The organism is Streptomyces sp. WAC 01529 (assembly GCF_003945545.1).
GTDB lineage: Bacteria > Actinomycetota > Actinomycetes > Streptomycetales > Streptomycetaceae > Streptomyces > Streptomyces anatolicus.
The window spans coordinates 4,156,702-4,171,899 of the sequence record NZ_CP029617.1; the positions used below are offsets into that span (position 1 = coordinate 4,156,702).

Genomic DNA, 15,198 nt, shown 5'->3' on the forward strand with positions numbered 1-15,198 from the left:
CCCGTTCCGTATATGGGGAGTCGGCCGAGTCCGGTTCAGGGCGGCACATGAGGACTCAGGTACCGGCAAGCCCCCATCAATGTCAGTGCTACCGGTAGACTGGAAGCTAATCCCGCCCCACTTGTGGGACGCACCGAGCAACGCTGACTATCGCTGAACGACGCAGCCGCTCCGGCCACCGCCGGGAGCTTGGCTTGTGCTGTGCCAGAAAGGGCGCTTCGTGGCCGATTCCGGCAACCCCAACGAGAACATCCCGTCCACCGCCGCCGGCGAGAACGGCGAGGCCCCGCCCTCGTACGACGCCAGCGCGATCACCGTCCTCGAGGGTCTGGACGCGGTCCGCAAGCGACCCGGCATGTACATCGGTTCGACCGGTGAGCGCGGCCTGCACCACCTGGTGCAGGAGGTCGTGGACAACTCCGTGGACGAGGCCCTCGCCGGCCACGCGGACGCGATCGACGTCACGATCCTCGCCGACGGCGGCGTGCGCGTCATCGACAACGGCCGTGGCATCCCGGTGGGCATCCACCCCGTCGAGAAGAAGCCGGCCGTCGAGGTCGTGCTCACCGTGCTGCACGCGGGCGGCAAGTTCGGCGGCGGCGGCTACGCCGTCTCCGGTGGTCTGCACGGCGTCGGTGTCTCCGTGGTGAACGCGCTCTCCACCAAGCTCGCCGTCGAGATCAAGACAGACGGCTACCGCTGGACGCAGGAGTACAAGAGCGGCGTACCCACCGCCCCGCTCGAGCGGCACGAGGCCACCAGCGAGACCGGCACCACGGTCACCTTCTGGGCCGACCCGGATGTCTTCGAGACGACCGAGTACTCCTTCGAGACGCTGGCGCGGCGTTTCCAGGAGATGGCGTTCCTCAACAAGGGTTTGACGATCAAACTCACTGATGAGCGCGCTTCGGCGAAGGCCACGGTGGGTGCGGACTCCCCGGAGGCGACCGACGACGAGGCCCCCGAGGCCCGCACGGTCACGTACCACTACGAAGGCGGCATCGTCGACTTCGTGAAGTACCTCAACTCCCGCAAGGGCGAGGTCATCCACCCGACCGTCATCGACGTGGAGGCCGAGGACAAGGAGCGCCTCCTCTCGGTCGAGATCGCGATGCAGTGGAACTCGCAGTACACCGAGGGTGTGTACTCCTTCGCGAACACGATCCACACGCACGAGGGCGGTACGCACGAAGAGGGCTTCCGGGCCGCGCTGACGGGTCTGGTGAACCGATACGCGCGCGACAAGAAGCTGCTGCGCGAGAAGGACGACAACCTCACGGGTGAGGACGTCCGCGAGGGTCTGACCGCGATCATCTCGGTGAAGCTGGGCGAGCCCCAGTTCGAGGGCCAGACGAAGACCAAGCTGGGCAACACGGAGGCGAAGACCTTCGTGCAGAAGGTCGTGCACGAGCACCTGACGGACTGGTTCGACCGGCACCCGAACGAGGCCGCGGACATCATCCGCAAGGGCATCCAGGCCGCCACGGCCCGCGTCGCCGCCCGCAAGGCGCGCGACCTGACCCGCCGCAAGGGCCTCCTGGAGACCGCTTCCCTGCCGGGCAAGCTCTCCGACTGCCAGTCGAACGACCCGACGAAGTGCGAGATCTTCATCGTCGAGGGTGACTCCGCCGGTGGTTCGGCGAAGTCCGGCCGCGACCCGATGTACCAGGCCATCCTGCCCATCCGAGGCAAGATCCTGAACGTCGAGAAGGCGCGGATCGACAAGATCCTGCACAACCAGGAAGTCCAGGCCCTGATCTCGGCCTTCGGCACCGGTGTGCACGAGGACTTCGACATCGAGAAGCTCCGCTATCACAAGATCATCCTGATGGCGGACGCCGACGTCGACGGTCAGCACATCAACACGCTGCTCCTGACGTTCCTCTTCCGCTTCATGCGGCCGCTGGTCGAGCACGGGCACATCTACCTGTCGCGCCCGCCGCTCTACAAGATCAAGTGGTCGCGGGACGACTTCCAGTACGCGTACTCCGACCGCGAGCGCGACGCCCTGGTGGAGCTGGGCCGGCAGGCCGGCAAGCGCATCAGGGACGACTCGGTCCAGCGCTTCAAGGGCCTCGGCGAGATGAACGCCGAGGAGCTGCGCATCACCACGATGGACCAGGAACACCGCGTGCTCGGCCAGGTCACCCTGGACGACGCGGCACAGGCCGACGACCTCTTCTCGGTGCTGATGGGAGAGGACGTGGAGGCACGGCGCTCGTTCATCCAGCGTAATGCCAAGGACGTCCGCTTCCTCGACATCTGAGTCGGCCCGTACAAGCCGCACCTCGAAAGGACTTTGACCAGCAATGGCCGACGAGAACACCCCTGTGATGCCCGAAGAGGAACCCGCCGTTCCCGGTGTGGGCATGCGTGTCGAGCCCGTCGGGCTCGAGACGGAGATGCAGCGCTCCTACCTCGACTACGCGATGTCCGTCATCGTCTCCCGCGCGCTGCCGGACGTACGGGACGGCCTGAAGCCCGTCCACCGCCGCGTCCTGTACGCGATGTACGACGGCGGCTACCGCCCCGAGAAGGGCTTCTACAAGTGCGCCCGCGTCGTCGGCGACGTCATGGGCACCTACCACCCGCACGGCGACTCCTCCATCTACGATGCCCTGGTCCGCCTGGCCCAGCACTGGTCGATGCGCATGCCGCTGGTGGACTCCAACGGCAACTTCGGCTCCCCGGGCAACGACCCGGCGGCCGCCATGCGGTACACCGAGTGCAAGATGGCGCCGCTGGCCATGGAGATGGTCCGTGACATCGACGAGGAGACCGTCGACTTCACGGACAACTACGACGGCCGCAACCAGGAGCCGACCGTCCTGCCGGCCCGCTTCCCGAACCTGCTGATCAACGGCTCGGCGGGCATCGCGGTCGGCATGGCCACCAACATCCCGCCGCACAACCTCCGCGAGGTCGCGGCGGGCGCGCAGTGGGCCCTGGAGCACCCCGAGGCCACGCACGAGGAGCTGCTCGACGCCCTCATCGAGCGCATCAAGGGCCCCGACTTCCCGACCGGCGCCCTGGTGGTGGGCCGCAAGGGCATCGAGGAGGCCTACCGCACGGGCCGCGGCTCCATCACGATGCGCGCGGTCGTCGCGGTCGAGGAGATCCAGAACCGCCAGTGCCTGGTGGTCACGGAGCTTCCGTACCAGACCAACCCGGACAACCTCGCGCAGAAGATCGCCGACCTGGTCAAGGACGGCAAGGTCGGCGGCATCGCCGACGTCCGCGACGAGTCGTCCTCGCGCACCGGCCAGCGTCTGGTGATCGTCCTGAAGAGGGACGCGGTCGCCAAGGTCGTACTGAACAACCTCTACAAGCACACCGACCTCCAGTCGAACTTCAGCGCCAACATGCTGGCCCTGGTCGACGGCGTGCCGCGCACGCTCTCGCTGGACGCGTTCATCCGCCACTGGGTGACGCACCAGATCGAGGTCATCGTCCGGCGTACGAAGTTCCGGCTGCGCAAGGCCGAGGAGCGGGCGCACATCCTGCGCGGCCTGCTCAAGGCCCTGGACGCCATCGACGAGGTCATCGCGCTCATCCGCGGCAGCCAGACCGTCGACATCGCGCGCGAGGGCCTCATGGGCCTGCTGTCGATCGACGAGATCCAGGCCAACGCCATCCTCGAGATGCAGCTGCGCCGGCTCGCCGCACTGGAGCGCCAGAAGATCGTCGCCGAGCACGACGAGCTGCAGGCGAAGATCAACGAGTACAACGCGATCCTGGCCTCGCCCGCGAGGCAGCGCCAGATCATCAGCGAAGAGCTGGCGGCGATCGTCGACAAGTTCGGCGAGGACCGCCGCTCGGCGCTCGTGCCCTTCGACGGCGACATGTCCATGGAGGACCTGATCGCCGAAGAGGACATCGTCGTCACGATCACCCGCGGCGGCTACGTCAAGCGCACCAAGACGGACGACTACCGCTCGCAGAAGCGCGGCGGCAAGGGCGTGCGCGGCACGAAGCTCAAGGAAGACGACATCGTCGACCACTTCTTCGTGTCGACGACGCACCACTGGCTGCTCTTCTTCACCAACAAGGGCCGCGTCTACCGCGCCAAGGCGTACGAACTGCCCGACGCCGGACGCGACGCCCGCGGCCAGCACGTGGCGAACCTCCTCGCCTTCCAGCCGGACGAGCAGATCGCCGAGATCCTCGCGATCCGTGACTACGAGGCGGTGCCCTACCTGGTCCTCGCCACCAAGGGCGGCCTGGTCAAGAAGACCTCCCTCAAGGACTACGACTCGCCTCGCTCCGGTGGCGTCATCGCCATCAACCTCCGTGAGAAGGACGACGGTTCGGACGACGAGCTGATCGGCGCCGAACTGGTCTCGGCCGAGGACGACCTGCTGCTCATCAGCAAGAAGGCCCAGTCGATCAGGTTCACCGCGACGGACGACGCGCTGCGCCCGATGGGCCGCGCCACCTCGGGCGTCAAGGGAATGAGTTTCCGTGACGGCGACGAGCTGCTCTCGATGAATGTGGTCCGGCCAGGTACGTTCGTGTTCACCGCCACCGACGGTGGGTACGCGAAGCGGACCAACGTCGACGAGTACCGCGTCCAGGGTCGCGGTGGCCTCGGCATCAAGGCTGCCAAGATCGTGGAGGACCGCGGCGAACTGGTCGGCGCCCTGGTGGTCGAGGAAACCGACGAGATCCTCGCCATCACGCTGGGCGGTGGTGTGATTCGTACGCGAGTCAACGAGGTCAGGGAGACGGGCCGTGACACCATGGGCGTCCAACTGATCAACCTGGGCAAGCGCGATGCCGTGGTCGGCATCGCTCGTAACGCCGAGGCCGGGCGCGAGGCCGAGGAAGTCGACGGAGACATCGTCGTCGACGACTCGGACGGCGGCGAGCCGGCCGTCGGTACGGACGAGGGCATGGACTCCTCGGCCGAGTAGCGCGAGGAGTGAGTCATCGTGAGTGGAGCCACGGGTGCCGAGGCGAAGCGGTCCGGCACTACCGGTAAGGACGGTGCCCGTGGCTCCGCCGCTGATGCGAAGGACGCCGAGTCTCATGGATCCCAGGGGGGGACTGTGACGGACACCCGAGACGCCGATACGGCCGGCGGGGCGCTGCCCGGGGAGCGCAAGACCCAGCAGCAGGCGTCTCAGCCGTATCACCCGCCGCAGGCGTATCAGCAGGGCGCCGGGGGCGGCTCGGGCGCCCAGGCGGGCGCGGTGCGCAAGCCGCGGACGGGGGCGCGCACGGTGCCGCGTACGCGCAAGGCGCGGCTGCGGGTCGCCAGGGCCGATCCGTGGTCGGTGATGAAGGTCAGCTTCCTGCTCTCCATCGCACTCGGCATCTGCACGATCGTCGCCGCGGCCGTCCTGTGGATGGTCATGGACGCGATGGGCGTCTTCTCGACGGTGGGCGGCACGATCTCCGAGGCGACGGGCTCGAACGAGTCCAACGGCTTCGACCTGCAGTCCTTCCTGTCGCTGCCGCGCGTCCTGACGTTCACCGCGATCATCGCGGTCATCGACGTCGTCCTGGCCACGGCGCTGGCGACGCTCGGCGCGTTCATCTACAACCTCTCCGCGGGCTTCGTGGGCGGCGTCGAGCTGACGCTGGCGGAGGACGAGTAACGGCGTCTTCACCGGGGCCACGGCCCCGGTTCGCCTTGCTCCGTTCCCCGCGCGGCCATCGATTTTGGGACTGGCCCGCAGGTGCGCTAATCTTCAGGGGTCAGCGCGCGGGACACCACCGCAGCGCGGCGGGGCTATAGCTCAGTTGGTTAGAGCGCATCCCTGATAAGGATGAGGCCACAGGTTCAAATCCTGTTAGCCCCACAGTGGCTCAGTGCCCGTCGGAAGGCCGGTAGATCTCAGGATCTACCGGCCTTCCGCGTTGTCGGGGTTCTACGTAGTGGTGAGCCTGCGTGGGTGGGGTCCTACGTAGTGGTGCGCCTGTGTGGCTGGGTTCTACGTGGCGGGGGCGTACGCGGGGTCGGGCCCTGCGCGGTCGGGCCCTGCGCGGTCGGGGTCTGCGTGGCCGGGGCCTGCCTGGTCGGGGTGCTGGCTTGGGTGCTGGGGGTGCGTGAAGGCCCCCAGCCGGGGTGGCTGGGGGCCTTCGGGAGTTGTGGGGGTGTGCGGCTCGGGTTACGGCTCTGGGGCGGGGCCCGGGTCGTCGTTGGCCGTGTCAGCCTCGGCTTCCGTGTCCGTGGGGGGCAGGTGCCGGCAGCTGGGGGACGAGCCGTGGGCCTCGGCGCGGATGCGCTGCTTCATCGTGGGCGGCAAGGAGCGTTCGTAGGCCGCTGTCCAGAGGGCCGCCATGGCCGGGGTGGGCGCGCACCGCGTGGCGTTGCGTGCGTTCGTGGTCTCCTGTACCGCCGTGGCCGCGGTGGCCGTCGTGGTGAGTCCCAGCGCGGCGAAGAGCGCGAGGAAGGCGGTGACGATCGTGGTCCACAGTTTCATGGGCTTGTTGCCGGTCATGGCCCCTCAATTCGGGTTGGGCGATTTGCGTACTTTCCTCATGATGTGTATGCGGGGCCGAGAGTGAGGGACCGACGCTCGCGCGGCGCCGATGTTCAGATGAACACCACCCGGATGGCCCCAAGGGGCCCGAGAAAGCGGTGAGGGCGGCGAAAATCACAGCGTGGGGGCGTTTTGTGGAGTGCCGAGGTCCGTTTCGACTGCTGTGCGCGGGGCCGGAGTTGGGGGCGGATCCAGGTCACCGATCGATATCGGTCGGTGTGTATAGTCGGGCGCCAGAAGTCCCCTACGTCAAGGAAAGACGAGGTCGCGCGGTGAAGAAGCTTCTCCTGGTCGCACTGGCCGCCATCGGCGGGCTCCTCGTGTACCGCCAGATCCAGGCGGATCGCGCCGAGCAGGATCTGTGGACGGAGGCGACTGACTCCGTGCCCACGGGTTCGTGAGTCATCGACACCAGTCTCTTCACAGGCCCCGGTCGCTTTTGCGGCCGGGGCCTTGTGCTGTGCAGGGGCACGGGAGGGCTCAGGGGACTTTGTTCGCTTGCGTGAAGAGGGTGGTTGCGCGAGCGAAGGTGGGGGTGGCGCGGTTGCGTCGGTGGCGGGGGCGTGGTGGTGTCCGCGTGGCGGCGGGCGGGCAGGACGGTCGGGACGGCTGGGACGGCTGAGTTCGCGACGAGGGGTGGCGCGTGATGGGGCGGCGGCTTGGCGGGGGCTGGGGCGCGGCGGCGGTCTGCGCGGTGGTGGGGGCGGCGGGGGTGTTCCCGGGACAGGCCTGGGGAGCGGGGACGCCTGCTCCGTACGGCTTCGCTGAGGGCGCCGAGACGATCGACGGCGCGGTGAGCAACGTAGAAGGGCGTCGGCTCAGCCCAGGGAAGGTCTACAGGAGTGCCCTCCCGCGCGCGGGGCAGCGTTTTTACCGTCTGGAGCTGGGGGCCGAGGAGAGCGCGTACGTCGCGGTGACCGCGGTTCCCGCGGTCGGCAGCAAGGTGTCGTACGCCGATGGGGTCGAGGTCTCCGTTCAGGACGCCGACGGAAACAACTGCAGCCCCCTGGAGTCGCAGGAGGCCAGGTTCGGGGCTTCGGAGAGTCCGCGTCCCCTTACGGCCACGGCGGCGCGCAGGGTCGGCCCTGACGAGAAGAGCTGCGTGGGGGCGGGCACGTACTACGTACTCGTCGAGCGGGTCGGCGCCCCGGAGTCCTCCCGCGAGAGCTGGGACCTGGAGCTTCGGGTCGCGTCGGAACCCGCGCTGCGGACGGAAGGACCGACGGCCCCGCCGCGGTCCTGGAACTCCGCGTCCCCCGTCGCGCCGGTCGGCGAGCGGAAGGTGCGCGAGGGCGGTACGAGCTTCAACCGTGCGCGGGCGCTGGGGAGAGGTGTCTGGGGGGACAGCATCGGGCCCGGTGAGACGCTCTTCTACCGGGTGCCGGTCGACTGGGGTCAGCGGCTCTCCGTCGGTGCGGAGCTGGGCAGCTCCAGGGGCGCCGGTGGCGGTGGCGGTGGACGGGGTGGCAGGGGGTATGTCTCGTCCGCGCTGGTCATGGCGGTGGCCAATCCGGTGCGCGCGGAGGTCGATGACGTGGACACGGCTTACGACGGGAAGCAGAAGTCGGCGGTACTGGATCCGCTGCCGCCGGTCGCGTACGAGAACCGCTTCGCTCCGGAGGATGGGGTGGCCGCGATGCGGTTCGCCGGTTGGTACTACGTGTCGGTCCACCTCAGCGCGGAAGTGGCGGAGACGTTCGGCGGGGCTCCGGTGGATCTGACGCTTCGGGTGGACGTCGACGGGGCGGCTCGGCCGGGTCCGGCGTACGCGGGGTCGTCCGTGCCGGCCGGTGAGTTCGACGTCACGGAGCGGGACGCGGAGGCCGCACGGCGCGGGGAGACGGCTGTCGGGGGCGACGACCGGGCGATGGCGGTTCTTGCCGTCGGCGGGATCGGGGCCGGGGTGGTGCTGTTGGGCGTCCTCGCCGGGTGGACGCTGATCGCGCGGCGGAGGGCGGCGGTCGAGACGGCGGCGCCGGGTGGCGGGCAGCGCGGGGCGGGCGGGGTGCGCCCGGCCGTCAGAGCTGCGTCAGGGCCCAGAGGCCGACCGTGAGGCAGACCAGCGCGAGGAGAAGCATCGGCACCGCGACCTTCGCGGGCGGGCCCGGGCGCCTTCGCGGGGCGTGGGAGGCCGGTGGGCAGGGCGTGGAGATCGCCTGGTTCAGGGGTGGGACCTGCGTGGTGTGAGCGCTGTTGGGGGGAGCAGGGGCGTGGGGGTGGTGCACTGCGGACGTCACGGCGTGTGCGGGGTCGTGGGGCGCGGGCTGGTAGGGGGAGTTGACGTGTGTGGGTTCGGGCGAGGGGGCCTGCGGGGGCCGCAGGGGCGGGGGGAGGTGGAAGCTGCCGGTCGCTGAGGGGAGGTTGGTCGCCGAAGTCGAGGCCGAAGCCGAGGCCGAAGCCGAGGCCGGGCTGGTCGGCGGGGCAGGTGAGGGGCCCGGGGGGCCGGGTGTCGGCGCGGGCCCCGGAGGGCCGGGTGGAGGAGGTGTCGGCGCGGTGGGCGGGGGTGCTGGGGCGGAGGGGGTGCGGGGGTGGTTCGGTTGCGGAGAGTGGCGTATGTGGGTGGGGGTGGGGGCTGGGTGAGGTGCGGCGGCTGGGCTTGGCTGGGGTGCTGAGGCGGGGACCGGTTGAGGCGCGGGTGCTGGGCCTGGCTGCGGTGTTGAGGTGAGGCCCTGCTGAGGTGTGGGCGTGGCGTTCTGGGGTGCAGGGATGGGACCCGGCTGACGTGCGGAGGCGGGGTTGGGCTGAGGTGCGGGTGCCGGGCCCGACCAGGGCGTTGGGGCGGGGCCCGGCTGAGGCGCGGGAGTGGCGTCCGGCTGGGTTGCAGGGGCGGGGCCCGGCTGAGGTGCGAGGGCAGGGCCTGGGTGGGGGGCTGGGGTGAGGCTCGGCTGAGGTGTGGGGGTGGGGGGTGGTTCAGGGGTTGGCTTGGGGGATGCCGTCAGGGGGGATTGGGGCGCGGAGGGCAGGGGGCCCTCGGGGGTGAAGCCCGGGGGTAGTGGGGGGAGTTGGTCGAAGATCTCGATGAGTTCGTCGTCCGGGCCGGGCTCGGGCAGCATCTCGGCGGCACACGCCAGCGCCTTGCGCGCACCCGTCGCGGTGCGGAAGCGCGCCTGGGGGTCCGGCTGGAGCAGGGTCGCGATGACCTGCCAGAGCGGCTCCGGCATACCGCGGGGGGCGCCGGGAGTGCCGTGCTCGGCGTAATGCTCGATCAGCGCCTTCGCGTCCGGCTTGGCGCCCTCCAGAAGGTAGAGGGCGACCAGGCCGACGGCGAAGAGATCGGCGGCGCAGTCCGGCTCCGCTCCCAGCATCTGCTCCGGGGCGAAGTAACCGGGCGTTCCCACCACGTAGTCGGTCTCGGTGAGCCGGGGCTCGCCCTTGCGCATCGAGATGCCGAAGTCGGACAGGCGCAGATGGGGGCGCCCGGCGCCGGTGGCTTCGAGCAGGATGTTGGCCGGCTTGATGTCGCGGTGGACCACGCCCTCGGCGTGCACGGCCGCGAGACCGGAGAGGAGCTGGTCGAGGAGCGTACAGACGAAGCGGGGCGGCAGCGGGCCGTAGTCCCCGATGACGTGCGCCAGGGAACCGCCGCCGACCAGGTCCATGGTGAACAGGACCTTGTCGTCGTCGGCGGCCCAGCTGGCGGGCGCGAGCACATGGGGATGGTCGATCCGCAGGGCCTGTTCCCGCACGAACCTCAACAGGGCGTGCGCGTCGCTCTGTTGCAGGACCTTGGCGGCCACGTACCGGCGCCGCCGGTGGTCCCAGGCGCGCCAGACCGCTCCGGCTCCCCCGTGCCCGATCGGATCGACCAGTCCGTACCGACCGGCGAAGACCTCACCCATGGTCGCGCTCCGCTCCCCTTCCGGGCCGCGTGGCGGCCCGGTCGACGGATCAGCTCCAGATCAGCCCGGATCAGCCCCCGGACCAGCCCGGATCAGCCCGGGATCAGCTCTGGTGCGCCTCGTAGTGGGCGACCGCGTCCGCGGTGCGCCCGGCGCCGTACACCCGGAGGAACTCTGCCAGCTCCGGATGGGTGGGGGCGAGGGAGTCGGCGGCGTCGATGATGTCGCCGGCGGCCGCGACGGAGCGCAGCAGCGACTGGATCTCGCGCACCACGCGCTTGACCGTGGGCGCGCCCGAAGTGGTCGCCGTCTGCGAGGTGTTGGTGAGGACGGAGCCGCCCTGGGACTTCTTGATCTCGTCCATGCGGTCGGTCGCCTCGGCGGCGCTGACGCTGCCGTCCGCGACCTGGCCCGCCAGTTCCTGGAGGAGCTGGACGCGCTGGACCACCGCGGGGTTGCCGATCTTGGCGCGCTGACCGCTCATCAGCTGGGACAGCATGGGCGCGGAGAGACCGAGGACTCCGGCGAGGCGCGCCTGGTTCAGGCCCAGGTCATCGATGAGGCGACGGAAGAGCGCCCCCAGCGGCTCCCCGTACCAGTTCCGCTGGAGCTCTCGTGCTCTCGCGGTGGTGTCCTGCTGTGCGGCGTCCATTGCGTCTCCCCATCGCTTCCCCTAAGACCGTGGTTCGCTGCCGCGAACCACGTCGTGCATCTTACGGAGCGTGGTCGTCGACCGGGACCCCCAATCCTTTTGCGGGATCCGGGGGGAGACCCGGTACTCTGGTCTGCGACGCGCGCCGGGAGGTGATTCCTCCGGTCCGGCGCATCGTTCTCGGGGCCTTAGCTCAGTTGGTAGAGCGCTGTCTTTGCATGGCAGATGTCAGGGGTTCGACTCCCCTAGGCTCCACATCGGCTTCACAGCCCAAGAGCCCCCCTGACCTGCGGAAACGCGGGTCAGGGGGGCTCTGCGCGTGCATGGCTTCAGTACCGGGCGTTCATGGCTTCAGCACCGGCCCCGGTCGGCGCCGGAGCAGGTAGACGCCCGCGGTCGACACCAGAAGCGTCATGCAGGCGATGAACACAAGCCCGGCGCCCTCCAGGCCCATCGGCCCCGCCAGGAGTCCGACGCCGATCACCGGCACCGAGATGCCCGCGTAGGCCACCACGAACAGTGCCGAGATCACCGCCGCCCGCTGGTTCGCCTCGGACGCCGCGGCCACCGCGGCGAGCGAGCCGCGGAACGCCAGCCCGTGCCCGACGCCGCCGACGAGCGCGCTCAGCACCACCAGCGGCAGCAGATCCCACCACAGCGCGCCCGCCAGCAGGGCGAGACCGCCGAGGAGCGCGGCGCAGCCCAGCGGCAGTGAACGGCCCAAGCCGAACCGCCCGACGGCCAGTTGGCCGGCGGTCGAGGCGAAGAAGGCCAGCGCGACGATCAGCCCGCTCACCGCGTGGTTGCGCACGTCCAAGGAGTGGGCGAGGAAGGACGGGCTGACCGACGTGAAGACGCCGAACAGGGCGAACCCCACGAAGGTCGCGGCCGCCGCCGGGCCGAAGACCGTCCGCACCCGCGGGGGCAGCCCGGGCCGCTGCGGCCGGACGGTACTGAGCGGCCGCCGCTCCCGCACGGTCTCCGGGAGCCGCAGCAGAACGGCGGCCGAGCACGCCACGAGGGCGAGATGGACGGCGAACGGCAGGTACAGCGGCCCGTCGGCGTACTGCGCGAGCACCCCGGCGAGCAGCGGCCCGCACCCGAGCCCGCCCATGTTGGCGGCGGTCGCGAGGAAGGTGGCCCGCGAGGTCCCGCCCTGCGGTGCCAGTTCCATGACGTACGCGGTGGCGGCCCCGGTGAACAGGCCGGCGGACAGCCCGGACAGCAGTCGGCCCACGTACAGCCAGCCCAGCGTGGTGGCGAAGAGGAAGCAGACGGCGCTCGCCGTCGCGGCCCCCAGGCCCCACAGCAGGACCGGGCGCCTGCCCACGGCGTCCGAGGCGTTGCCCGCAAGGAGCAGGACTCCGATGACGCCGACCGCGTAGACGGCGTACACGACGGTGACCGTGAGTTCGGAGAAGCCGAACTTCTCCTGGTAGAGGCCGTAGAGGGGAGTCGGCAGCGTCGTGCCGGCCATGCATACGGCGAACACCGCCCCGCCGAGCAGGCACGGGCGCCAGCCTCGAAGATCACCGTCCATACCGCTCCGGTCCGCCGGAGGCTGCCTCGACCAGGCCGTCCAGCCAGGCCTGGTGGCCTTTGAGTACGCGGCCATCGGGCAGGTCCTCGACCAGCCAGGCGTGCAGTACGTCCAGCGCGTTCTGCGTGGTCATGCGCTCACCCATACCCATATCCGTACCCGCACCCGGGAGGGTCGTATCGGGGTGTTGTCACACAAAAGAGGCGCTCGGTGCCGTCCGGGACGTTCCGGTCACTCCGCGAGGATCGTCGCGATGGCCTCGTGGGCCAGCGCCTCGGCGTACTGGTTGCCCAGGCGCGGGGCCAGTTCCAGGGTCTGGCGGTGCAGGCGCAGGGCCTCTTCGGGCAGGCCCGCGAGGCGGCAGGTCTCGGCGTAGCCGTAGAGGAAGTGGATCTTCCAGTGTTCCTCGAACACCTCGTCGAGCAGGGCGAAGGCCTCCCGGTGGCTGGCCAGTGCCTCCTCGTACCGGCCCATCCGACGCAGCGCGACGCCCCGGCAGTTGAGGCACCAGGCCTGGTTGTGCAGGTGCCCGTCCTCGCGGGCCAGCTCCAGGGCGCGGCACAGGTGTTCCGCCGCCTCGTCGGGGGCGTCGGGGGCGAGGGCCACGCCGAGGGTGAGGCGCGCCGTCAGGGCGGGTGGCCACGCCGGGTCGGTGTGGGGGGTGTCGAGCACCGCGCGGGCCCGTCGCGCGGCCTCCTCGCCGTGGCCCAGTTGCAGCATCGCCCAGGCCTCCGACGCGGCCGCGTGGGCCGCGCCCGTCGGGCTGCCGGACTTCTCGTACAGCTCCCCCGCGAGCCGGAAGAGCGCGAGCGGTTCCTCCACGTGTCCCGCGTCCCAGCTCAGATAGCCGCGGCGCAGGGCCAGTTCGGCTTCGGCACGGGTGTCGCCCGCCTGTGTATCGCCTGCCCGTGTGTCGCCCGCCCGGGACAACTGGAGCCCGGCCGCCTCGTACGCGGCGGCGGCCTCCGCCACCCGGCCCGCGTTGTAGCGCGCGAAGCCCAGGTCGCTGTGGGCCTCCGCCAGTTGGAGCGGATCGCCCAGGCGTTCGGCGGCGGCGAGGGAGCGCTCGAAGAGGACGTTGAGGTGGGTCGTGCCGCAGCGTCGGGCGAAGTACGCGCGCAGGAAGCGAGGCAGCTCGCAGACGTGCGCGTCGGCCCCGATGGCGGCCGCCGTCTCGAAGGCGGCCAGCAGGTTTCCGTACTCCGCGACCAGCCAGGCGAAGGCCGCGTTCCGGTCGGCGAACCGCGGCAGCTCGGCCGGCGGGCGGCCCGCGGCGGGTGGCCGGCCGGACGACAGGAACGGCATCGCGGCGTCGGCTGCGGCCGCCGCGTGCACGTAGTAGTCGAGCACCCGGCCCAGCGCCCGCTCCCGCTCCGCCGCCGGATCCTGCTCCGCCGCGGCCCGGCGCGCGTGCTGGTGCACCAGGTCGTGCAGCCGGTACTGGTCCACCGCGGGCTGCTGGACCAGGTGTGCGTCGAGCAGGTCCTCCAGCATCGTGCGGGCGCTGCGCAGCGGCACATCGGCCAGCGCCGCGACCACGTACTCGTCGAAGGTCGCCCCGGGCAGCAGGCCAAGGAGACGGAACAGGCGCGCCTGCGTCCGGTTCAGCTGCCGGACCGACATGGCGAACGCCGTGTCGAACTCGTCCGCGCCCTCCGCCAGCCGTTCGACGAGGATGCCCACGGTCCAGCCCGGCCGGTGCCGCAGCCGTGCCGCCGCCAGCCGCAGGGCGAGCGGCAGGTGTCCGCACAGGCGCAGCACCTCGGCGGCGGACTCCGGGTCGCGGGCCAGCCTGCCGTCGGCGCCGCCGGTGTCACCGCTGGCGCGGGCCAGCAGCTCCGCGCTCTCCCGGGGACTCAGCACGTCGAGTGAGACCGGGGGCACCTCGTCCAGCTCCAGGAGCCGGTTGCGGCTGGTGATCAGGGCGACCGAGGGGCCCGCGCCGGGCAGCAGCGGGCGGACCTGTTCGGCGTCGGCGGCGTTGTCGAGGACCACGACGACCCGGCGCCGGGCAAGCTCCGACCGCCAGCAGGCCGCCAGCTGTTCGATGCCCTCCTGCGGGACCCGCTCGGAGGGGACGTCGAGCGCGGAGAGCAGCATCCGCAGCGCTGAGTCGGGGTCGAGCGGCGGCCGGCCTTCGGTGAAGCCGTGCAGGTCCACATAGAGCTGGGCGTCCGGGAAGTCGGCGGCGAGCCGGTGCGCGGCGTGCACCGCCAGCGCGGTCTTGCCGACGCCCGCCATGCCGTCGACGGAGACCGCCCGGTGGCTGTCGAGCGCGGCGAACACGGCGGCGAGCCGCTCCTCGCGCCCGGTGAAGTCCGGCACGTCACGCGGCAGGTCGTTGCGGGGCACCGGCCGCATCTGGCGGGTGCTCTTCGGGGGCGCGGGCAAGGGGGTCGAGGTCCGTTCCCACAGGGGGCGCAGCGGGCGGGGGTCGCGTTTGACGAGGCGGCAGAGGGCGACCACCGCGGGCCAGGGCGGGACGGTCTGCCCGTTGAGGTAGCGCGACAGTGAGGAGGAGCTGAGGCCGGTGTCCCTGGCGAGGGCCCGTACGCCGAGGCCGGAAAGCTCCTGGAGCAGGCGCAGCCGGGCGGCCAGCTCGCTCTGGGGGTCGCCCTTCGCCGTGTGCTCGTACGCGTCCATCGTTCCCCCGCCTCGTCGGCTCCCCGTGCCCTGCGT

11 protein-coding genes and 2 tRNA genes are annotated in these 15,198 nt (G+C 70.9%); 7 read left to right on the forward strand and 6 right to left on the reverse strand.

Annotated elements, in window-relative coordinates; all coding sequences use genetic code 11:
• The first annotated feature begins 196 nt into the window (after positions 1-196).
• The 4 genes from gyrB (at position 197) to DMA15_RS18765 (ending at position 5,804) form a co-directional block, all read left to right on the forward strand.
• Complete coding sequence (gene gyrB / locus DMA15_RS18750; RefSeq protein ID WP_125513959.1) at positions 197-2,266, forward strand: DNA topoisomerase (ATP-hydrolyzing) subunit B; 2,070 nt, start codon at positions 197-199, stop codon at positions 2,264-2,266.
• A 43-nt stretch (positions 2,267-2,309) separates the two neighbouring features.
• Complete coding sequence (gyrA, locus tag DMA15_RS18755; RefSeq protein ID WP_125513960.1) at positions 2,310-4,913, forward strand: DNA gyrase subunit A; 2,604 nt, start codon at positions 2,310-2,312, stop codon at positions 4,911-4,913.
• A gap of 18 nt (positions 4,914-4,931) precedes the next feature.
• Positions 4,932-5,600 (forward strand): DUF3566 domain-containing protein, encoded by a 669-nt coding sequence (locus DMA15_RS18760; protein WP_125513961.1) that lies wholly within the window; start codon positions 4,932-4,934, stop codon positions 5,598-5,600.
• Between the two features lie 130 nt (positions 5,601-5,730).
• A tRNA-Ile gene (locus tag DMA15_RS18765) sits at positions 5,731-5,804 on the forward strand.
• Between the two features lie 309 nt (positions 5,805-6,113).
• On the opposite strand, the gene DMA15_RS18775 is transcribed toward DMA15_RS18765, so the two are convergent.
• Positions 6,114-6,446, reverse strand: coding sequence for a DUF6344 domain-containing protein (locus DMA15_RS18775; protein ID WP_125513962.1), 333 nt, complete (start codon positions 6,444-6,446; stop codon positions 6,114-6,116).
• Between the two features lie 314 nt (positions 6,447-6,760).
• On the opposite strand from DMA15_RS18775, the gene DMA15_RS37530 reads away from it, so the two are divergent.
• Both DMA15_RS37530 and DMA15_RS18785 read left to right on the forward strand, forming a co-directional pair.
• Positions 6,761-6,889, forward strand: coding sequence for a DLW-39 family protein (locus tag DMA15_RS37530; protein ID WP_003999697.1), 129 nt, complete (start codon positions 6,761-6,763; stop codon positions 6,887-6,889).
• A gap of 245 nt (positions 6,890-7,134) precedes the next feature.
• A complete protein-coding gene (locus DMA15_RS18785) occupies positions 7,135-8,541 on the forward strand; it encodes a hypothetical protein (RefSeq protein ID WP_206302761.1) in 1,407 nt (468 codons plus the stop codon).
• Here DMA15_RS18785 and DMA15_RS18790 read toward each other — a convergent pair.
• A complete protein-coding gene (locus tag DMA15_RS18790) occupies positions 8,507-10,327 on the reverse strand; it encodes a serine/threonine-protein kinase (protein ID WP_125513963.1) in 1,821 nt (606 codons plus the stop codon). The two genes, DMA15_RS18785 and DMA15_RS18790, sit on opposite strands and share 35 nt — an antisense overlap.
• A 103-nt stretch (positions 10,328-10,430) precedes the next feature.
• Positions 10,431-10,979, reverse strand: a complete 549-nt coding sequence (locus DMA15_RS18795; RefSeq protein WP_125513964.1) for a DNA-binding protein — start codon at positions 10,977-10,979, stop codon at positions 10,431-10,433.
• Between the two features lie 182 nt (positions 10,980-11,161).
• On the opposite strand from DMA15_RS18795, the gene DMA15_RS18800 reads away from it, so the two are divergent.
• Positions 11,162-11,234: transfer RNA gene (locus tag DMA15_RS18800), tRNA-Ala, on the forward strand.
• Between the two features lie 88 nt (positions 11,235-11,322).
• Here the strand turns inward: DMA15_RS18800 and DMA15_RS18805 are convergent.
• The 3 genes from DMA15_RS18805 to DMA15_RS18810 form a co-directional block, all read right to left on the reverse strand.
• Complete coding sequence (locus DMA15_RS18805; RefSeq protein ID WP_125513965.1) at positions 11,323-12,519, reverse strand: MFS transporter; 1,197 nt, start codon at positions 12,517-12,519, stop codon at positions 11,323-11,325.
• Positions 12,509-12,652 carry a hypothetical protein gene (locus DMA15_RS36715; RefSeq protein WP_164551786.1) on the reverse strand — a complete coding sequence of 48 codons (144 nt, stop codon included), beginning with the start codon at positions 12,650-12,652 and terminating at the stop codon, positions 12,509-12,511. The genes DMA15_RS18805 and DMA15_RS36715 overlap by 11 nt, the downstream gene beginning before the upstream one ends.
• Positions 12,653-12,750: 98 nt before the next feature.
• Positions 12,751-15,162, reverse strand: coding sequence for an XRE family transcriptional regulator (locus DMA15_RS18810; protein WP_125513966.1), 2,412 nt, complete (start codon positions 15,160-15,162; stop codon positions 12,751-12,753).
• Positions 15,163-15,198: the final 36 nt, after the last annotated feature.